This window comes from Paraburkholderia sp. A1RI-2L (assembly GCF_048957375.1).
Lineage (GTDB): Bacteria > Pseudomonadota > Gammaproteobacteria > Burkholderiales > Burkholderiaceae > Paraburkholderia.
Genome location: NZ_JARBTA010000002.1, coordinates 1,494,606 through 1,514,504, shown reverse-complemented (window position 1 = coordinate 1,514,504; position 19,899 = coordinate 1,494,606). Strand labels below are relative to the sequence as shown.

The following is a 19,899-nucleotide window of genomic DNA, read 5'->3' as shown; positions in this document are numbered from 1 at the left end:
AGCGCCCCGCTTGTCCACAGATTTTGTTCACAGCCTTGTGGGCAACCTTGGGACATCGATGCCAAGTCCATGATTTTAAAAAACAAGCCTGCGGGAGCCACGGCGGATGCACAAATTTTGCATGAAAAAGTTGTCCACAGTTTTTCTGGACAAGTCTGTTGATAACCGCCTGGGGATCTCGCCAACTCATTGATCGGACGACAAGTTCATCGATTCAGTCACGGAAGCGGCAACTGCATTTCCAATGAGCAACCCGCCGCTCCCCGCTGCATACGACCACGAATGCCATCACGCCAGATCGAGCGCCGCCGTGAGATCGCCCGGCGGCGTCTGCCCGCGCGCGGCGCACGCGCGCTCGCGCGACGCCACGCCGTCGAGCGGCGCGAGTCCGTGCACGCGGCTGATGAAGCGCAGGATCGAGTTGGTGTCGTAGAAAGTGTGGTCCACGAAGCCCTTCTTCGCGAACGGCGCGACCACGAGCGCCGGGACGCGCGAGCCCGGCCCCCAGCGGTCACCCTGGGGCGGCGCGACTGGATCCCACCAGCCGCCGTTCTCGTCGTGCGTCATCACGATCACGGTATTCGCCCAGTGCTCGCTGCGCTGCAGATGCTCGATCACGGTGGCGATATGGCGGTCGCCCGACGCCACGTCGGCGTAGCCCGCGTGCATGTTCAGGTTGCCCTGCGGCTTGTAGAAGGTGACGGCGGGCAGCCGTCCCGCGTCGATGTCGGCGAGCAGGCGGTTGGTGGCCGGATCGTCGCCGAGGCCCCCATCGCGCAGGTGTCGTGCGCGCGCGGCCGTGCCGGGCGCGTAGTTGGCGAAGTAGTTGAACGGCTGGTGGTGATACTGGAAGTCGGGCTCGGCGCCCGTGTCGCGGTGGTCCAGCGCGTATTGCCAGGCGCCGCTGTACCAGGCCCAGTCGACGCCATTCGCGGAGAGCCGGTCGCCGATCGTCGCGTAGGTTTGCGGCGGCATCACGCGCGGATTGGCGGGATCGGCCCATGCGGGGTTGCCGTCTTCGGCCGGCCGCACGCTGCTCGGTTGATACGGCGGCGCCATGGTGTTGACCGCATAACCGTCGGGCGTGAACAGGCCGTCGCTCACGAATTTCGGCGGCCCGCCCAGCGCCGAAGGCGGGCATGCGGGCGCGAGTTTCAGGCGCGTGCCGAGCGGGTCGTCACCCTCGAGCACGGAGACGAGGTGCTTCGCCGGGCTCGACTGAATGTTGGGATAGTACGGCGCCTGCGCGGAGATCAGATAGATGTGATTGAGCCACGAGCCGCCGAACGCCGCCATGAAAAAGTTATCGCACAGCGTGTATTGCTGCGCGAGTTTCCAGAGCCGCAGTGTTACGGCCGAGTTCTCGTAATAGCCCATCACGAGGCCGCCCGAATCGCCCCACGCGGCGAACTGGTCGTTGCGGCCGGCGTTGATCTGCATTTGGTTCTGGTAGAAGCGATGGATGAGATCGCGCGTCTTGATTCCGTTCGGCAACGGATTGCCGTGCGCGTCGCCGATGCGAAACGGCCGGTTCGCAAGCCCCGTAATGTCCTCCTGGCCGATCATGTAGCGCTTGCCGTCGAGTTCCTGCGCCTGCGGAACCAGTCCGCCCCAGATCTTCGGCAACTGCGCGAGCGGCGTCTTGCCGTCGCGGTCGAGTTGCATGTAGCGCTGCGCAGGCACGCGGGAAAGCGGCGTCTGCACGCCCGGGAAGTCGCCGTAGAGATTGACGAAGCTGCGGTTCTCCGCATAGATCACGACGATGTGGCGCACCTGGTCGCGCAGCGCCGCGTCGAGGCGCGCGTCGCCGGCATTGCGCGGCGCCTCGCCCGCGCTGCGGGCGGACGACTGGCAGCCGCCGAGCGCGAGGCCCACGCCAACCGCTGCGATTCCGCCCAGCACGCGGCGACGGGCGGGATCGTCCGGGCCATGATGGTCCGTGCCGATGTGGTCGGGGCTGCTCATGCCCAGCGCTTGGTCATGGCTTTGCGGGTCGGGTGCCTTCGGGTCGTCTTGCCGCATCGGCTTGCCTCCTGTGTCGTATCGGAAATCACGCGAGCGCGTGCGCTCCGCATGTCACGAGGAGGATACCGTGAGCGGGCCGATATGCGGGCTCCCCAGCACATTCAGCCGCATTCGGCGCAACCGGCTACACCACCGTCCCGCGCCCCCGAGGTACGCCCAGGCCGGTGCGCTGCTGCACGCCCCACTTGCGGCGCCCGAGCAAAAAATACAGCCAGCCGAGCGCGGCGCCCGCGTGGCGCATCAACTGGAACGAGAATGGCTCGAAGATCGCCGCAAGCAGCGCCATGCCGAAACTGGAAGTCGTACGGTCGCCGCTCCAGCGCCGGTATAAATGCACCGAAAACAGATGAAACGCGAGATCGATCACGATCTTCCCGACGATCACCGCGAGCACCGGCAGCACGATCGTGAAGCGCCCATCGACGAGAAATCCGAGCAACAGCGCGAACGCCGTCAGGCCGTAAATGGGCTGCACTGTATCGAACGCCTTCACCGGCAGCATCATGAGACCGAGCTTGCCGTAGCGACGGTTCCCGGTCATATCGCGATACCAGTATTGGGTCTGCAAGAAACCCGCGAACCAGCGGCGGCGCTGCCGCAGGAAGCTCGCAAGCGTGCCGGGTGCGTCGGTGCGGGCGCGCGCGGCGCCAATCACGCGCACGTCCCAGCCGAGGCCTTCACGCGCCGAATAGCGCCGCAGCCGGTGGATCAGTTCGTAATCCTCTACAAGACAATGCGGATCGAACCCGCCCACCGCCATCACCGCGTCGCGCCGGAAGGCCGCGAACGCGCCGGAGACGAGCAGCAGGCTGTCCGCGCGCATCCACGCGAAGCGCGAGATGAAATTGCGAATGTACTCGTAGGTCTGGAACCACTGAAAAAAGCGCCCGCTCGGCGAGTGTCCGCAAACCGGCATGAGCAGCCCCGCCGCTGCCACGAGCACGGGCTCGCGGCCAAACGCGTCGATCATGGCCGCGCAAGCGTCGGGTTCGAGCAGCGTGTCGGCATCGACCGTCATCACCGCGTCGGTCCGGATGACGCCGAGCGCCGCATTGAGCGCGCGCGCCTTGCCGCCGTGCGGCAGCTTCAGCCAGCGCAGAGTCGGATAGTCAGGTGAAGGCGGGCTCAAGCACCCTTCGCCCGGATCGGCCAGCCCATAGCGCTGCGCAAGCCACGCTGCGGTGCCGTCGCTCGAGCCATCGTCGGCAATCACGATCTGTTGCGGTGCGCGAGTCTGCGCGAACAGCGCGTCCAGCGTGATGGGCAGCACTGCCGCCTCATTGTGCGCGGCGACGATCACGCCGAGCGTCGGCTGCGAACCGGGCGCAGCAGCAGCCGTGATCGCCGCCGCGCCGGCTGGACGCAGCAGCACGCGCGCCTGCCATGCCACGAACACGAGCAGCAGCGTGTCGTAAATCACATAGGCCATGCCGGTCGACCACGCAACCACGCCTTGCAGAAAAAATGCGCGCGCAAACAACACGCACCACAGCACCATGACGCCCAGGTGAATCGCGATGCTGGCAAACGGCGTTCGCGGCGGCGCGAGGCGCGGCGACGTGCGAGCGAGCGCCTCCTCTAGCGAGTTGTTCAAGGCAGTCTTCGTTGCGGTGTTCACGGCATCATCCGGCGCAGCACCGAATGGCGATCGATCCATTGATGCTTGAACGCCCCCGCGACATGCAGCGCGAGCACGCCATACAGCGCATAGCTGCACGCCGTGTGCAGCGCGCCGAACTGATCGTGCAGCTGGTTCCTGGTCGCCAAATCGAGATTCATGATGAAGCCGATGCGCGGCCACTCAAACAGGCCGAACAGATACATGGGATGCGACGCGGCGGCCGCCCACGCGGAGTCGTGCAGCCAGCCCGAAATCGGCATTGCGAAGATGAGCACGTAAAGCGCAATGTGCGCGGCATGCGCCGCCGTGCGCTCCCACGTGGGGAACTCGGCGGGCAATGGCGGCGGCCGGTGCGTGAAGCGCCACAGCACGCGCAGGATCGCAAGGCCGAGCACGGTGATGCCGATGGATTTGTGCGTGTCGATGATGAAGCGAATCGACTCGTCGGGAAGCGCGCCGTCGGGCAACAGCGCGGCGGTCAGGCCGAGTGCGACGTTAGCGACGATCAGCAAGGCGATCGACCAGTGCAGCAGCACGGCAACGTGCGTGTACTTTTGCGCGGATGCCATGGCCGCGGGACCGGGTGCGGTGGAAAGGGAAGTTTTCACGTGAGCATGCCGTAACGTTTCAGTCTGGAATAACGCGCCGCGCGGCGGATTTATTCCCTCGCGTGCAATGCGGACCGCGCAGACTGCATGCACCGCACGACGATCCGCGCATTATGCGCCCTCACCTCGCGCTCACGCAGAAGCACCACGGCACGCCTCGTGCCGATGACACGAGGCACGCACAGCCACGCATCGATAAAAAACGGCGCGGTGCACAAGCACCGCGCCGGTTCAAACATTCAACGCAATAACAAGCCAGCTAACAGTGGCCTTACTTGCTGTTGCCCGCCCTGGCTTCGATCGCGCGCCCAACCTCGGCATCGATATTTTTCCAGTACTCGAACACGCGCTCGCGCACCGGGCTGCGCACGCCGTTCATGCTCGCCACCACCTGGTCGACGAGTTGCGCGCGTTGCGCGTCATTGAAAACGTTGCGCACGAGATGACCCGCCTGGCCAAAATCATCGTCTTCGGCATGCAACGTATAGGCGCTGCGCACCATTTCGCCATCGGATTCCCAGCCCGCTTCTACGGAACCGGTCTGGTCGGCCCACGGACGCCCGCCGCTGTTCGGCGCATAGACCGGCGCGCTGCCGCTGTGCTCGTAAGTCATGTTGCCGTCGAACATATAGGTCTGCACCGGCACTTTCGGACGGTTCACCGGCAATTGATGAAAGTTCGTGCCAATGCGCGCGCGATGCGCATCGTTATAGGCAAACGCGCGGCCCAGCAGCATCTTGTCCGGAGACAGCCCGATGCCCGGCACCGTTGCCCGGTGAGAACGGCGCCTGCTCGATCTGCGCGAAGAAGTTCTCCGGGTTGCGATTGAGCGTCATCGTGCCGACCTTGATGAGCGGGTAGTCCTTGTGCGACCACGTCTTGGTGAGATCGAACGGATTGAAGCGATAGGTCCTGGCGTCGGCATAGCGCATGACCTGCACCGAAACCGTCCACGACGGATGCTCGCCGCGCTGGATCGCCTCGAAGAGGTCGCGGCGATGGAAGTCGGCGTCGCGGCCAGACATGGCTTCCGCCTCGGCGTTGGTGAAGAACTGCATGCCCTGGTTCGTATGAAAGTGATACTTGACCCAGAACTTCTCGCCCTGCGCGTTCACCCACATGTACGTATGCGAGCCGTAGCCGTTCATATGGCGCCATGTCCTCGGCAGCCCGCGCTCGCCCATCAAATATGACCTGGTGCGCCGTCTCCGGATTGCTGGTCCAGAAGTCCCATTGCATGTGGCTGTCGCGTAAGCCCGAATCGGGCAGCCGCTTCTGGCTGCGGATGAAGTGAGGGAATTTCATCGGGTCGCGCACAAAGACACCGGCGTATTGTTGCCGACCAGGTCGTAATTGCCTTCGGACGTATAGAACTTCAGCGAAAAACCGCGCACGTCGCGCCAGGTGTCGGGGCTGCCCATCTCGCCGGCCACCGTGGAAAAACGCGCGAGCACTTCCGTGCTGGCACCCTTCTGGAACAAGGCCGCTTTCGTGTACTTCGAGACGTCCTCCGCGATTTCGAGCTCGCCGAACGCGCCGGCGCCCTTCGCATGCGGTTGGCGCTCCGGCACTTTCTCGCGGTTGAAGTGCGCCATCTGCTCGAGAAAATGCACGTCGTGCAACAGAATCGGGCCATCGGGGCCGATGGTCAGCGAATTGCGGTCGCTGACGGCCGGCGCCCCCGTGCTCGTCGTGGATTTGCCGAAAGACTTGCCGCTCGAATCAGCCATTCCACATCTCCTGTGTCGACCAGATGTGGCCAGAGAGCGCCATTGTGCCTTCGGTCACAACAGGCTGCGCGTGGGCAGTTCAGCGCGCGCTTCATGCGTTTCGCATCGGAAATTCCGGGTGCACAACGACGCTTTCGGAACGCCTTCGCTGTGTCTCGATTTTCCGAGGTGAATCAGGTGCTTACGAAATTGATGCGACGCACAAAAATTGCTTGACACGTATTTGTTTTGAGATATCATGGAATCGATTGCTGCATCGCACCAATGCGCGAACCGGTGATCGATCGACAGAAAAGTTTTCTTTTTTTCGTAACGGAACCGACGTAGCGGTCCACCCTCAGGAACGACGACATGACTCTGCCTACCCCCGAACAATTCGCCGCGACCCAGAAAGCCGGTCTTGAAGCCCTCTTCGGCCTCACGAACAAGGCATTCGAAGGCGCAGTCAAGCTCGCCGAACTGAACATCGAGACGGCTCGCGCCGCCATCGTGGAAGGCCAGGAGCACGCCCAGCGCACGCTGTCGGCCAAGGACCCGCAAGGTTTCTTCGCCCTGCAAGCAGGCTTCGCACAACCGGCAGCCGAAAAGGCGCTGGCCTATGGCCGCAACGTCTACGCGATCGTCTCGGCCGCACACACGGAATTCGCGCAAGCCGCGCAAAGCCAGTTCGAGCAGCAGCAGCACGCCGTGCAATCGCTGATCGACAACGCAGCGAAAAACGCACCGGCCGGTTCGGAAACCGCTGTCGCGGCATTCAAGTCGGCGATCACGGCTGCTCAAGGCGCCTACGAGTCGGTGAACAAGGCTGCCAAGCAGGCTGCCGAAATGGCCGAAAGCAACTTCGAAGCGGTCACCAAGGCTGCATCGAAGGCCGCCGCTCAAGCCACGCGTGGCGCGAAGCAATCCGCTTAAGCCACTTAAGCCAGGCCATTAAAGACAACGCCTCTCGGCGTTGCTGACCGGGTGCCCGACGGGTGTCCCGGTCAAACAAAAAGCGGGATTCGCACCAGCGAAGCCCGCTTTTTTCATTCATGGGTCGAACACGGCCCCAAGCGTGGATCAAGAACCGAACATGCGGCTCACCGCGTTCTCGAGGTGCTCGCGCATGGCCCGCGACGCGCGCCCGGAGTCGTGCGCCTGAATGGCTTCGAGCACTTCGAGATGCTCCTGCTGCACGATGCGCTGCCGCTCGATGGACTTCACGAGCGAGAGGTTGCGCGACAGGTTCATGCTGAACACCATCTGCTCCTGGATGCCCGAGAGCGCGGTGATAAAGAACTGATTCTTCGATGCGCGCGCCACGGCCATATGAAACGCGAAGTCGTCCTTCGCGCCAATGCCCGACGTTTCGACGATGGTCTGGAGGTTGTCCCATTCGTGGCGAATCGCGGCGACATCGGCGTCGTCGGCCTTCTGCGCGGCGAGGGCCGCCGCGCCCGCCTCGACCACCACGCGGTACTCGTAGCAGCGCCGGATGTCCGACAACGTTTCGAGTGGCGCGAAGCGGCGCACGTCCGGATCCGGGCGGCGCATGACCGTCGTTCCCGAGCCATGGCGCGTGGCGATGATGCCGTCCGCGCGCAACTGCGCGAGCGCCTCGCGCACGGTCGGACGCGAGGTCGCGAAGCGTTCCGCGAGCATGTGCTCGGTCGGCAGCCGGTCCCCTTCCTTGTATTCGCCTTCGATGATGCGGCTCAGGATGTCGCTGTAAATCCGCGCCGGCATGTTCGGCGCTTTCTGCTCAGCCATGGTGAAGTGCTACGTGCGAAGTTGTCAGGTGTGTTTCGGATTGTAAGTCATACGGCGCGCGCATTGAGCGCACCGGGCCTGCCGCGCGGCTTGCCGCAAACGCGAAACCGTCTGAGTTGCCCAACCCGCCCGTCAATCGAGCGTGCTCACGCTGATGCGCAGCGAAGCCTCTTCTGTCTGCCCCGGCTCCAGCCAGCGCAGCCCAAGGCCGCTGTGGATCGCATCGGGCAGGCCGAGCCAGGGTTCCACACAGTAAAAGTCCGAATCGGGCGCGAGCGTCCACGACGTCACGGCGTACCAGGGTATCGAGCCAGGACGGCGCAAATCGATCTCGACGGCGCGCCGCAGCGCAGGCATTTCGATGCGCACCGGAGACGCCGGCGCGCCTTCGAGGCAATGAAGCCGGTCGACGATTCGCGCGTCGTCGAAGCGATAGCGCTCGGCGCCTGCCTCGGGCGTTGTCGTCGTGCCGTCGGCGAGTTGATGCCGGTAGACGTTGCGCGGCAGCGCGAGCGTCGACGCACTGCGCTGCCCATGCGGCAAGGCGAAATAGAAGTGATGGCCGGCGTAGTACGGCATGCGGTCATCGTGCGTCGCGGTTGCGCCCGCCGCGGCCGTGTTCGTCGTCATCAACTCGACGTCGAGCGTGGTTTCGTCCACGAGCCGATAAACGGCTTCGAAGCGAAAACTGAACGGAAAGCCCGTGCGCGTAGCCGTGCTGTCGGTCAAGGTCAGGCGCACGCCATGGCCCTGCGCGCCCACGTGCGCATCGAACGGCAGATCGCGCGCGAAGCCATGCATCGGCACTTCGCGCACCACGCCCTGCGCGTCGCGCCATAGCCCGATGCGCCCGTCCACGCGATGGCGGGCGATGAAAGGAAACAGCAGCGGGTTGCCGCCGCGCACCAGCGCGGGCTGGCTCCAGTCGGCATCATCGGGCCAGTGAATGATGGGCGCGCCATGCACATGCCACGAGAGCAGCCGCCCGCCGGCTTGCGGCGCAACCCGCAGACACGAGCCGCCGCGCACGATTTCGATGATGTCCTGCCCCTGAAACTGCGCCATTTCGTATCGGAAAAAGAGAAAAATTTCGACGTGGCCTTTTGGTACCGCGTCGGCCTCGCTCGCATTGTTGTAATACAACAAAATCATTGTCAACTCGCCGCCTCGCCTCGATCACGAGCCAAGCCGTCGATCAACTCAGCGCCCCGCAAGCGTGGGTGGCGCAGCGCGCCCAGGGAAATCCCCATCGAGACACGATTTGCTTTACAACTTCACGACAAATAGAATGCTGTCTTACATGCAGATGCCGATCAGCACACCAGGAGACGAGCAGTGCAACGCAAGACTATCAAGGGGCTGCGGTGGTGGATCATCGGCCTCATCATGATCGGCACCGCTTTCAACTATCTCGCGCGCAGTTCGCTTTCCGTCGCGGCGCCCACGCTCACCGAAACGCTGCACATGTCCACGCAACAGTATGCGTACGTGGTCACGGCCTTCCAGGCCTGCTATGCACTCTCTCAGCCCATCGCCGGCTTCGTGCTCGACTCCGTGGGCGTCAAAATCGGCTTTGCGATCTTCGCGTTCGGCTGGGCCATCGCCAACATGCTCCACGGCCTTGCCGCCAGCTGGCCCGCGCTCGCCTTGTTCCGCGGCCTGCTCGGCGCAAGCGAAGCGGCCATCTTCCCGGCCGGCATGAAGGCCATCAGCCAGTGGTTTCCGGCCAGGGAGCGTTCGGTCGCAACGGGCTGGCTCAACACCGGCACGTCGATCGGCGCGATGATCGCTCCGCCTCTCGTGGTCTGGTGCATTCTTAAGTACAACTGGCAATTCGCTTTCGTGGTGACCGGCGGCGCCGCGCTGATCTGGGTCGCGCTGTGGCTCGTGTTGTTCCGCTCGCCGGCCGAACACCCGCGGCTCTCGCAGGACGAGGCCGAGTACATTCGTGCAGGCCAGGACGCCGCGCAACAGCGCATCTCCGGCAAGCGCCCGTCGTGGAAGGAAGTGCTCAAGCAGCGACGCTTCTGGGGCATCGGCATCCCGCGCATGCTCGCGGAGCCGGCATGGCAGACCTTCGGCGCATGGATTCCGCTGTATATGTTCACCGTGCGCCACATGAACCTGAAGGAAATCGCGCTGTTCGCGTGGATGCCGTTCCTCGCCGCCGACCTCGGCTGCCTCGTCGGCGGCTATCTTGCGCCGCTCTTCATCCGCTGGTTCGGCTGCTCGCTGATCACCTCGCGCAAGCTCGTCATCACCACTGGCGCGGTGCTGATGATCGGCCCGGCCTGCGTCGGGCTCGTCGCGAGCCCGTATGCCGCCATCGCGCTCTTCTGCGTCGGCACCTTCGCGCACCAGACCATTTCGGGCGCCCTGTTCACGCTCGCCTCGGATGTCTTCGGCCAGCACGAAGTGGCCACCGCCACGGGCCTCTCGGGCATGCTCGGCTACCTCGGCGCAACGGTGTTCTCGCTTGTCGTCGGCGCAATGGCGAGCACGATCGGCTATAACCCGTTGTTCGTCTGCCTCATGCTGTTCGATGTGATCGGCGCGGTGGTGGCCTGGCGACTGATTTCGAACCAGCACAACGACAACGAACGCGACCAGGCAGTTGGCGCCGCGCTGCAGCCGGCGCACCAGGCGAAAGCCTGAGCGCTTCATCGGCCGGCGCCCGGGGCACGCTCGGGCGCCGGCTTTCGGCGTTCTTATGTGAGGTAACTCCACCGTGAAGAAAGTTGCATTGTCCGGCGCGGCCGGTCAGCTCGGCACCGTCTTGCGCAAGGGCCTGCTCGAACGCGGCGTGAACCTGCGTTCCGCGGCTGGCTCGAAGCCGCTGGAGCCGCTCGTTCCCGGCGAAGATGTCATGCACGGCGATTTGCGCGATCCCGCAGTGGTCGACCGCCTGCTCGAAGGCGTCGACGTGCTGATCCACATGGCCGGCACGAGCGTCGAGCGCCCCCTGCCCGAGATCATCGAGAACAACCTGCGCGGCCTTGTCGAAGTCTACGAAGGGGCGCGCCGCCATGGCACCAGGCGCATCCTGTTCGCGAGCTCGAATCACGCGATCGGCATGTATCCGGTGGAAGACAAGCTCACGCTCGACTGCGCATTTCGCCCCGACGGTTTTTATGGGCTCAGCAAGGCGTGGGGCGAATCGCTCGCGCGGCTCTACTGGGACAAGCACGGCATCGAGACCGTGAACGTGCGCATCGGCAGTTGCCTGCCGAAGCCCACCGAGTTCCGCCATTTGAGCACGTGGTTCGGCCACGACGACCTGTTCCATCTCGTCGATCGCGTGATCAATGTGGAGTCGATCGGCTTTGCGCTCGTGTGGGGCGTGTCGAACAATACGCGCAGCTATTGGGTACAACACGGGATGCAAAGCGGCGAGCGTGACGATGCCGAGCGCCTGGGCTACCAACCGAAGCAAAACGCCGAAGACTACGCCGACGAAATTCTCGCCAGGGAGAATCCGCTCGATGCCGTTGCACAGCGCTATCAGGGCGGAAGTTTCGCGAGCTTCGATTTCACGCCGGTGGAAAAGCGCGGCAAGCAGGCGTGACGCCTCAAATCACGCCTGATTTGATGATCATCTGCACCGCCGCCGCCAGCACGCACAGGAGCACGATGACCCGGAACGCCAGCGGATGCAGCTTGTCGCGCAACGGCCGGATCAGGAACATGCCCGCGATGGACGGCAGGCTTGCCGCAGCCGAGATCGCGAGGTCGGCGCCGCTGGCGTGCGCGCCGCCGCTGAAGGTGGTAACCAGCGTGAGCACCGAAACCACGAGAATGATCGCGATCTGCTTGGTGAACGCACGGCCCGTCGCGCCCGTGGCGATCAGATACATCGCAAGCAGCGGCCCGGGCACCGACGCAATGCTCTCCATGAGCGCCGCGCCGAACCCCAGCGCGAAGCCCACCGGCTTGACGATCGAAGGCGCGAGCTTGAGCCGCGGCGAAGCCAGCATCAACGCAGCGGCCACGATCAGCGTGATGCCCGAAGCGGCCAGCGCGTGGTGCGGCTCGAGCCGAATCAGCACGGCCACGCCCACGATATTGCCGATCACGGTGCCGAGCAGCGGCGCGGCAATGTGCTTGACGGTCTTCCACAGATCCCCGCCTTCGAGCGCCTGCGGAATATTGCCGAGAATGATCGGCATCGAGAGCAGCAGCACGGCCTGCTTCACGGGCAGGTAATGCGTGAGGATCGGCATGGCGACGAGCGGCACGCCAATGCCGGTCACTCCCTTCACCATGCCGCCGAGCACCAGCGCAATGGCAATGCCGCAGAGTTCGAGCACGTCGAGCGCCTGCATGTGCGGGAGCAGGACGCCCCCGGAGAGATGGAAGTCGAACATTGAAGAGGTCGGGTGCGTGGCGAGGCACGCGAGGCGTCCCCGCGCATTCGGCCAGATTTATCTTGAAAAGCGGACTGCATGATAGCGCAGCCGCGCGAAGCGCACCTGGCGCACTAAATTGCACGCTCCCGAAAAAATCGCGGACTGACCGCACGGGCTACGACGCGTCCCATGCCCGCTGTCGATCCCGCTGTCGATCCCGCTGTGAATCCCGCTGTGAATCCCGCTGTGAATCCCTTAGTGAATTTCGGGCTCGCCGCCACCACTATCGCCACCACCGCCGCCGCTCGTACCGGCCACGCCGTCACGTTGCAGGAAATCGAATTCGCACCCCTTGTCCGCCTGCATCACGTGCATCTGGTACATCGCGCCATAGCCGCGCGTGAAGCGCGGCGCGGGCGCGACCCATGCGGCCTTGCGGCGCGCCATTTCCGCGTCGGAGATGAGCACGTTGAGGCGGCGTTCGGGCACGTTCAGCTCGATCAGGTCGCCGTCCTGCACAAGCGCGAGCGGTCCGCCGATAAACGATTCCGGCGCCACGTGCAGCACGCAGGCGCCGTAGCTCGTGCCGCTCATGCGCGCGTCGGAAATGCGCAGCATGTCGCGCACGCCCCTTCTGAGGATCTTCTGCGGAATCGGCAGCTGGCCCCATTCGGGCATCCCCGGCGCGCCCACTGGCCCCGCGTGCTGCAGCACGATCACGCTGTTCTCGTCGCAATCGAGCGCTTCGCTGTCGATGCGCGCGGCCATGTCGTTGTAGTCCTTGAACACGATGGCCTTGCCCGTATGCACGTGCAGGCGCTTTTCGGCCGCGCCCGGCTTGATCACCGCGCCGTCGGGCGCGAGATTGCCGCGCAGAACGGCGAGGCCCGTATCCGGCATCAGCGGCTTCGCGCGGCGATAGATCACCGCTTCGTTATGGATTTGCGCATCGGCGATGTTCTCGCCGAGCGTCTTGCCGTTCACGGTCATCTGCGTGCCGTCGATCAGGTCGCCGAGCTCCTTGAGCATCGCGCAAAGGCCGCCCGCATAATAGAAGTCCTCCATGAGGTACTGGCCGGTCGGGCGGATGTTCGCGAGCACCGGCGTGCGGCGCGCGATCTCGTCGTACTGCGCGAGCGTGAGCTCGACGCCCGCGCGGCGCGCGAGCGCGATCATGTGGACGATGGCGTTGGTCGAGCCCGAGAGCACGAGGCAGGTGGTCACGGCGTTGTCGACCGCCTGGCGCGTGACGATGTCCGAGGGCTTCAGGTCTTCCCACACCATCTCGACGATGCGCATGCCCGTTTTCGCCGCCAGCTGCGCGTGGCGCGAATCGGGCGCGGGCGTCGACGCAAAGCCCGGCAGCGTGAAGCCGAGCGCCTCGGCGGCACTCGTCATGGTGGAGGCCGTGCCCATCGTCATGCAGTGGCCCGGCGAGCGCGCAATGCCGCCTTCAACGCCCTTCCAGTCGTCCTCGGTGATGTTGCCCGCGCGCAGGTCGGCCCAGTACTTCCACGTGTCCGAACCCGAACCGAGCGTCACGCCGTTCCAGTTGCCGTTGAGCATCGGGCCGGCGGGCATGAAGATGGTCGGCAGGTTCATCGAGATCGCGCCCATCAGCAGCGCGGGCGTGGTCTTGTCGCAGCCGCCCATCAGCACCGCGCCATCGGCCGGATACGAGCGCAGCGTCTCTTCGGCCTCCATCGCGAGGAAGTTGCGATAGAGCATCGTGGTGGGCTTCTGGAACGGCTCGGAGAGCGTCTGCACCGGCAGCTCGATGGGAAAACCGCCTGCTTGCCAGATGCCGCGCTTGACCTCTTCCACGCGCTGCTTGAAGTGCGTGTGGCAGGGGTTCATCTCGCTCCACGTATTGAGGATCGCGATGACCGGCTTGCCCGCGTACTCCTCGCGGCTGTAGCCCATCTGCGCCGTGCGCGAGCGATGGCCGAACGAACGCAGGTCGTTCGCGCCATACCAGCGGTGACTGCGCAGTGTTTCGGGGGTCTTTCGCTTGTTGCTCATCTTGCCTTGGCTCCAGGTGTTTCCGCGGATGTTCCAGTCAAACCGTCGGCGCTCGGCTAGCGCCACGCCTTCACGCTCGCTGCGCATCAAAGGATGCCGATCCGCGCCTGAAGTTGTCAAGCAACAGGAGGAAGCGTTGTGAGCCTTTATTGGACGTTTGCCGGAATGCCTGTCATACAGACGCTAGCAGCATCGCTCCAGTGGTGATCTGCGTGTTCGTTCCGCTCATGCATGCGCCGCCTGCGCCGAACCCGCCAGCGACCGCTCGAACGCCAGCAACGCCCGCGCGGCCGCGCCGATGGCGGGCAGCGCCTCGGCCGGCGAATGCGAGAGCAGCGGCAGGATCGCGCCCATGTCGGCGATGCCCGAAAGCGTGACGGCGTCGTGCAGCACGCGAATCAGCGAGATGTCGTCGCGCAGCGTTTCGAGCGGCATGAAAGCTTCATAGAGCCGTTGCGCTTCGTCGGCGCGGCCTTCCTTGGCGGCCTCGAGCAGCGCCGTCACGGCGCGCGCGGCGATGCAGCCCGAGCCCGTGGTCCACGAGGCGAGGCCGAAATCGCGCACATGCACGAGCGCCGGACGCTCGCCCATGCCCGAGACGACCCGCGACGCGCTCACGCTCTGCAGCAGGCGGCGCAAATAAGGATCGTTCGATGGGTCCTCGCGCACGATGGCGTATTTCACCGCAATGAGCGTGCCGCGATCGATGAGGCGCGCCAGCGTGTCCACGTCGACATAGCTCTCGCTCTTGATATAGAGCGTGAGCGGAATGCCGGCTGTGTCGGCGATGCGCATGAGGCCCGCCTCGACGCCCGCGGGCGTGGTGAAGCCGGCAAGCGGCAACACCATGGCGGTCTGGTGCCGTGTCTGCGCGAGGATGCGCGCCTGATCGAGCATCTTGCCGTAGTCGGGGCCGATGGCCGGGATCACGCGCGTGCCGGGCGAGGTCGTCTCCGCCAGCATGTCGAGCAGGTCGCGAAACTCGCTCACGACGACGTGATAAAGATTCGCGTTGCCGCCGTACAGCAGCGTGCGCAGCCTCCCCGCTTCCATGTGGCGAATGAGCTTGCGGTTTTGTTCGACATCGAGCGAGAAATCGGCGCGGCGTGCCAGAGGCGGCACTGCCATCACGGTCGAGGCGAATTCACGCTCGACGATCGGGGACACGTTCATGAGGCCTCGTGCTGGGATGGCTGATCGACACCCGACGGTAGCACTCGCCTCGCTTAGTTGTCAAACAACTTGATTTATTTGTTAGGGTTTGCCTGGAGGGGCGCCTGGCGTCGTGGTCAGGGCTGGCTCGGCTGACTGGCGCGCGAGCGCGCCAGCACGTCGAGATTGCCTTCGCCGAAGCCATGATGGCCGCTGCGCTGCACCACTTCGAAGAAAATTTCGCCGGGGCGGCGCTTCACGAAGGTCTGGAAAAACAGGCGCGGCACGCCGTCCGCGCCAATCTCGCCGTCGATCAGGACATGGCGCTGGCGCAGCGCATCGAGATCGACGCCGTGGCCCGGCAGGCGCGCGTCGACCGAGTCGTAATACGCGGCAGGCGGCTCGACGAACTCCACCCCATTGGCCTTCAACGCGTCGACGCACGGCACGATGTCGTCGGTCGCGAGCGCGATGTGCTGGACGCCCTCGCCCGGATGATCGGGCAGGTAGTCGTGCATGAGCTCGGTGCGGCGCGTGCCCTCTTCGTACACAGGAATACGGATTTCGCCGTCCGGCGACACCATCACGCGCGAGCCCTGCGCCACATGCCAATTCGCGTCGATCTCGTGAATCTCGCGGAAATGCAGCAGATCGCGATAGAAGTCGAGCCATTCGCCGATGCGCCCCGCGCCCACCGTCTGCGTGAGGTGATCGACACGCTGGAGGCCGGTGCCGCCGTGGTCGAGATCGGCCTGTGCGGTCGCGACATCGATGGGCCGAAAGTCGATGTCGAAGATCGAAATATCGCCTACGCCGCCACGCTGGCCGCCGCGGCCGCGCCAGCGGTCCACGAAATAAATATGCGAATCGCCAATGCCCTGGATGGCCGGAATCTTGAGCTCGCCACTGCCGAGGCGCTCGCCTTCGAATGCCCATGCGCCCAGCCGCAAGGCGTGCTCGAAGGCGCGTCGCGCGTTCTCCACGCGCACGCCGATCGCGCAAATGCCCATGCCGTATTCCTCGGCGTAACGCGAAGCAAACGAATCGGGCTCGGCGTTGACGAGGAAATTCATCTGGCCCTGCCGATACAGCGTGACGTTCTTGCTCACGTGGCGCGCGATGGCCTTGAACCCCAGTTGCGCGAGCTGCGCCCCAAGCACCGCGGGCTCAGGCGCTGCGAATTCGACGAACTCCAGACCGGCCATGCCAAGCGGATTGGCCTGATCCTGCGAGGCGGAACGGGGGTTGGACGACATGCGGAAGACTCCTGAAACGGACGAGAAAGGGCAACGCAGATTTTAACCAGATCGTACACTCCACCCAAGCCGAGGGATGCCCGCACCCCTCGCCGGCCTTGGTGCTAACCCGAAAAACGTTCGATAATCGCACGCATCTGGGCGATTATCGCGCATCGTGCGCGCCTGGCGCATTGCCCTGGCGCCTGCGCGGTCCTATGCTCCGTCTCACCGTCGCGGCTCCCCAGGCAAGCGGCTTTGCATGAGACCAGCGTAAGGAGACACCCTCATGACCCCCACCCTCGACACCACGGACGCCGCCGACCCGGCCAACCTCCGCCGCTCGCGCAGCCAGGCGAAGAAGGCTGCGCTCGGCAGCTTCGTCGGCGCGGTCGTCGACTGGTACGACTTTCTGCTTTACGGCATCGTTGCCGCGCTGGTCTTCAACGCGGAATTCTTCCCGAACATCGGCCGCAACATGGGCACGCTCGCGGCCTTCGCCACCTTCGGCGTGGGCTTCCTGTTCCGGCCGCTCGGCGGCGTGGTGTTCGGCCATTACGGCGACCGGCTCGGGCGCAAGCGCATGCTCGTGCTCACCGTCATGATGATGGGCCTCTCCACGGTCGCCATCGGCTTTTTGCCCACCTTCGCCTCGATCGGCTGGTGGGCGCCTGTGCTGCTCGTGCTGTTTCGCGCGATCCAGGGCTTCGCCGTGGGCGGCGAATGGGGCGGCGCGGCGCTCATGGCCGTGGAAAGCGCGCCCGCTGGCAAAAAAGCGTTCTACAGCAGCGGCGTGCAGGTGGGCTACGGCGTGGGCCTCGTGCTCGCGACCGGCATCGTCACGCTACTGAGCCACGCGCTCGGCGACGCCGCGTTCCGTTCGTGGGGCTGGCGCCTGCCCTTCATCTTCAGCGTGGTGCTGGTCCTCGTGGGCCTGTGGGTGCGCTCGAGCATGGACGAGTCGCACGAGTTCGTCGAGAAGGTCGAGCACGGCCATCGCAAGCTCAAGATGCCGGTGCTCGAAGCGCTCACGCGTCATCCGAAAGCGTTTCTTTATATCGTCGCGCTGCGCCTCGCCGAACTCTTCACGATGTATATCGTGACCGCTTTCGCGCTCAGCTATTCGACCGCCAACCTCGGCCTTTCGCGCGATCTGTTTCTCGGTATCGGCCTGTTCGTCGGCGCGCTCTCGTGCGTGACCATTCCCTGCTTCGCGTGGCTCGCCGACCGTCTCGGCCTGCGCCACATCTATCTGATCGGCGCGGTGATCGGCCTTGCGAGCGCCGTGCCGTTCTTTCTCGCACTCGAAGCGCGCTCGACGGTGTGGATCGTGATCTTCTCGGTGGCGCTCGCCAATCTCGCTCACGACATGGTGGTGAGCGTGCAGCAGCCGCTCTTCACCGAATTGTTCGGCGCCGAGTACCGCTATAGCGGCGCGGGCGTGGGCTATCAATTCGCCAGCGTGGTGGGCGGAGGCTTCACGCCGTTCATCGCCGTGGCGCTGGTGAGCTTCGGCGGCGGCACGTGGCATCTGGTGGCCGCCTACCTCGCCATCGGCTGCCTGATCTCGCTGATCGTGGCCGCGAGCATGAAGCCCGCGAAAGCGTAAGCCGCGACGCGCCCATTCCAGCGCTCGCAATCAACACAGAACAAGGCCGGGCACATGCCCGGCCTTTGCGCGATCCGCTCATGAAAACCACGTCCCTTGCCAAACGCGACTGGATCGCCGGACTCGAAAAAGGCCTCGCCATTCTCGAAGCCTTCGACAATCAGCACGCGCGCATGACCGCGACGCAAGCCGCCGAACGCACCGGGCTCTCGCGCACCGCCGCGCGGCGCTATTTGCTGACGCTCGAATCGCTGGGCTATGTCCATACCGACGGGCGGCTCTTCGGGCTGACGCCGCGCGTGCTGCGCGTGGGCTGGTCGTATTTCGATTCGGCGCGCTTGCCCCGCACCGTGCAGCCGTACTTGCAGCAGCTGAGCGCGACGCTCAACGAATCGGCCTATGTGAGCGTGCTCGACGACTGGGATCTCGTGGTGATTGCACGCAACGGCGTCTCGCGCGTGATGACCACGGGCTTCGTGCTCGGCGCGCGCGTGCCCGCGCCGCTGATCTCGCCCGGCGTGGTGCTGCTTGCTCACCTCGAGGATCAGCAGGCGGTATCGGCCTGGCTCGATACGGTCGAACTCGTGCCGTTCACGCCGCATACGATCACGAGCGCCGCGCGCTTGCGCGAGAAAATCGTGCGCGCACGCGCCGACGGCTATGCGCTCATCGAGCAGCAATTGCAGGTGGGCGTGCGCGGCGTGGCCGTGCCGTTGCGCAACCGCAGCGGCGACGTGGTGGCCGCACTCAGCACCAACATGTCGATAGGCAATGAAAACGCTGAAGCCGCGCTCAAACGCGTGCTCCCGCATCTGCAGGAAACGGCGCTGGCGATGTTGAACGTCTTATGAGCGGTGCAGGCGGGCAACGCCTCACCCGCCCGCCCCCGCCTCCTGCACGACCCAGTCGTGAAACAGCTGCATCGCCGCCGACATCGCGCGCGAGCGCAGCCAGGTGAGCCAATAGCTGCCGGTCGGCACCTCGACATCGAACGGCCGCACCAGCAGTCCCGCCTGCAACTCGCGCGCGAACATGCGCGCGGGCGCGAGCGCCACGCCCGCGCCCTGCATGGCCGCCTCGGCCATCAGCCGCGACGAATCGAAGATCGGCCCGCTCACCGTCCACGGCTCGAGCCCGGCGGCCACGAACCAGCGCAGCCATTCGTCGGTGCGATAGGAGCGCAACAGCGTCTCTTTCGCGAGATCGGCGGGCGCGGCAAGCCGCCGGGCGATCTCGGGCGCGCACAGCACGGCAAGCGGCGCGTCGAGCAAGCGCGTGTTCTCGGTGGCGGGCCACATGCCGTCGCCGAAGCGGATCGCGAAATCGAGCCCTTCGCCCGCGAGATCGACGAGATTGTTGTTGGTGAGCAGGCGCAGTTCCACGAACGGATGCGCCTCGCGAAACAACTTGAGCCGCGGCATCAGCCAGCCAATCGCGAAGGTGCCCACCACGCCCACCGTCAAGACCTCGTGGAGGCGCCCACCCTCGAACTGCTTGAGCACGGCCTCGATGCGGCCAAACGCGTCGCTGAGCACGGGCAGGAGCGCGCGCGCCTCGTCGGTCATGCCGAGCCCGCGCGGCAGCCGCCTGAAGAGCGGCACGCCGAGCCACTCTTCGAGCGTGCGCACCTGCTGGCTGACCGCCGCCTGCGTGACCTTCAATTCGAGGCCCGCACGTGTGAAGCTCAAGTGGCGCGCCGACGCCTCGAAGGCTCTGAGCGCATGCAGCGGTAAATTGGGGCGCATGAGCGACCTATTAGATTGGCTTTTGTCAGAGCCAAATTATCGTCGCTTGTCGCGAGC

15 protein-coding genes and 1 pseudogene are annotated in these 19,899 nt (G+C 64.9%); 5 read left to right on the top strand and 11 right to left on the bottom strand.

Annotation, left to right across the window (positions count from 1 at the left end; translation table 11 throughout):
• Positions 1 to 288 precede the first annotated feature (288 nt).
• From PWP93_RS21760 to PWP93_RS21745, 4 genes and pseudogenes are all read right to left on the bottom strand, one after another.
• Positions 289 to 1,965: an acid phosphatase gene (locus PWP93_RS21760; protein WP_421046157.1), complete on the bottom strand. Its 1,677-nt coding sequence runs from the start codon at positions 1,963 to 1,965 to the stop codon at positions 289 to 291.
• A 184-nt stretch (positions 1,966 to 2,149) separates the two neighbouring features.
• On the bottom strand, positions 2,150 to 3,619 hold the full coding sequence (locus PWP93_RS21755; protein WP_421046156.1) for a glycosyltransferase family 2 protein: 1,470 nt from the start codon (positions 3,617 to 3,619) through the stop codon (positions 2,150 to 2,152).
• A gap of 20 nt (positions 3,620 to 3,639) precedes the next feature.
• Positions 3,640 to 4,215 (bottom strand): cytochrome b, encoded by a 576-nt coding sequence (locus PWP93_RS21750; RefSeq protein ID WP_421046155.1) that lies wholly within the window; start codon positions 4,213 to 4,215, stop codon positions 3,640 to 3,642.
• A 310-nt stretch (positions 4,216 to 4,525) separates the two neighbouring features.
• Positions 4,526 to 5,984 (bottom strand): annotated as a pseudogene (locus PWP93_RS21745) (catalase).
• Positions 5,985 to 6,335: 351 nt separating this feature from the next.
• On the opposite strand from PWP93_RS21745, the gene phaP reads away from it, so the two are divergent.
• On the top strand, positions 6,336 to 6,896 hold the full coding sequence (phaP, locus tag PWP93_RS21740; protein WP_421026928.1) for a TIGR01841 family phasin: 561 nt from the start codon (positions 6,336 to 6,338) through the stop codon (positions 6,894 to 6,896).
• 147 nt (positions 6,897 to 7,043) lie between these two features.
• On the opposite strand, the gene PWP93_RS21735 is transcribed toward phaP, so the two are convergent.
• Positions 7,044 to 7,733 (bottom strand): FadR/GntR family transcriptional regulator, encoded by a 690-nt coding sequence (locus PWP93_RS21735; protein ID WP_421045900.1) that lies wholly within the window; start codon positions 7,731 to 7,733, stop codon positions 7,044 to 7,046.
• 132 nt (positions 7,734 to 7,865) lie between these two features.
• The gene (locus PWP93_RS21730) at positions 7,866 to 8,798 is read right to left on the bottom strand and encodes an aldose epimerase (RefSeq protein WP_421046154.1); all 933 of its coding nucleotides are present in this window, start codon (positions 8,796 to 8,798) and stop codon (positions 7,866 to 7,868) included.
• 321 nt (positions 8,799 to 9,119) lie between these two features.
• Here PWP93_RS21730 and PWP93_RS21725 point away from each other — a divergent pair, with 321 nt between their 5' ends.
• Positions 9,120 to 10,388 carry an MFS transporter gene (locus tag PWP93_RS21725; RefSeq protein WP_421046153.1) on the top strand — a complete coding sequence of 423 codons (1,269 nt, stop codon included), beginning with the start codon at positions 9,120 to 9,122 and terminating at the stop codon, positions 10,386 to 10,388.
• A gap of 73 nt (positions 10,389 to 10,461) precedes the next feature.
• The gene (locus tag PWP93_RS21720) at positions 10,462 to 11,298 is read left to right on the top strand and encodes an NAD-dependent epimerase/dehydratase family protein (protein ID WP_421045899.1); all 837 of its coding nucleotides are present in this window, start codon (positions 10,462 to 10,464) and stop codon (positions 11,296 to 11,298) included.
• 4 nt (positions 11,299 to 11,302) lie between these two features.
• Here PWP93_RS21720 and PWP93_RS21715 read toward each other — a convergent pair whose 3' ends face one another.
• From PWP93_RS21715 to PWP93_RS21700, 4 genes are all read right to left on the bottom strand, one after another.
• Positions 11,303 to 12,097, bottom strand: a complete 795-nt coding sequence (locus PWP93_RS21715) for a TSUP family transporter (protein WP_421045898.1) — start codon at positions 12,095 to 12,097, stop codon at positions 11,303 to 11,305.
• Positions 12,098 to 12,334: 237 nt separating this feature from the next.
• Positions 12,335 to 14,101 carry an L-arabinonate dehydratase gene (gene araD / locus PWP93_RS21710; protein ID WP_421045897.1) on the bottom strand — a complete coding sequence of 589 codons (1,767 nt, stop codon included), beginning with the start codon at positions 14,099 to 14,101 and terminating at the stop codon, positions 12,335 to 12,337.
• Positions 14,102 to 14,326: 225 nt separating this feature from the next.
• Positions 14,327 to 15,274, bottom strand: a complete 948-nt coding sequence (locus tag PWP93_RS21705; RefSeq protein ID WP_421045896.1) for a dihydrodipicolinate synthase family protein — start codon at positions 15,272 to 15,274, stop codon at positions 14,327 to 14,329.
• A 116-nt stretch (positions 15,275 to 15,390) separates the two neighbouring features.
• Positions 15,391 to 16,509, bottom strand: coding sequence for a 4-hydroxyphenylpyruvate dioxygenase family protein (locus tag PWP93_RS21700; protein WP_421045895.1), 1,119 nt, complete (start codon positions 16,507 to 16,509; stop codon positions 15,391 to 15,393).
• Between the two features lie 268 nt (positions 16,510 to 16,777).
• On the opposite strand from PWP93_RS21700, the gene shiA reads away from it, so the two are divergent.
• Both shiA and PWP93_RS21690 read left to right on the top strand, forming a co-directional pair.
• On the top strand, positions 16,778 to 18,097 hold the full coding sequence (gene shiA, locus PWP93_RS21695) for a shikimate transporter (RefSeq protein WP_421045894.1): 1,320 nt from the start codon (positions 16,778 to 16,780) through the stop codon (positions 18,095 to 18,097).
• Positions 18,098 to 18,177: 80 nt separating this feature from the next.
• Positions 18,178 to 18,948 carry an IclR family transcriptional regulator domain-containing protein gene (locus PWP93_RS21690; protein ID WP_421026920.1) on the top strand — a complete coding sequence of 257 codons (771 nt, stop codon included), beginning with the start codon at positions 18,178 to 18,180 and terminating at the stop codon, positions 18,946 to 18,948.
• A gap of 21 nt (positions 18,949 to 18,969) precedes the next feature.
• On the opposite strand, the gene PWP93_RS21685 is transcribed toward PWP93_RS21690, so the two are convergent.
• Positions 18,970 to 19,842: a LysR substrate-binding domain-containing protein gene (locus PWP93_RS21685; protein WP_421045893.1), complete on the bottom strand. Its 873-nt coding sequence runs from the start codon at positions 19,840 to 19,842 to the stop codon at positions 18,970 to 18,972.
• Between the last annotated feature and the right edge of the window lie 57 nt (positions 19,843 to 19,899).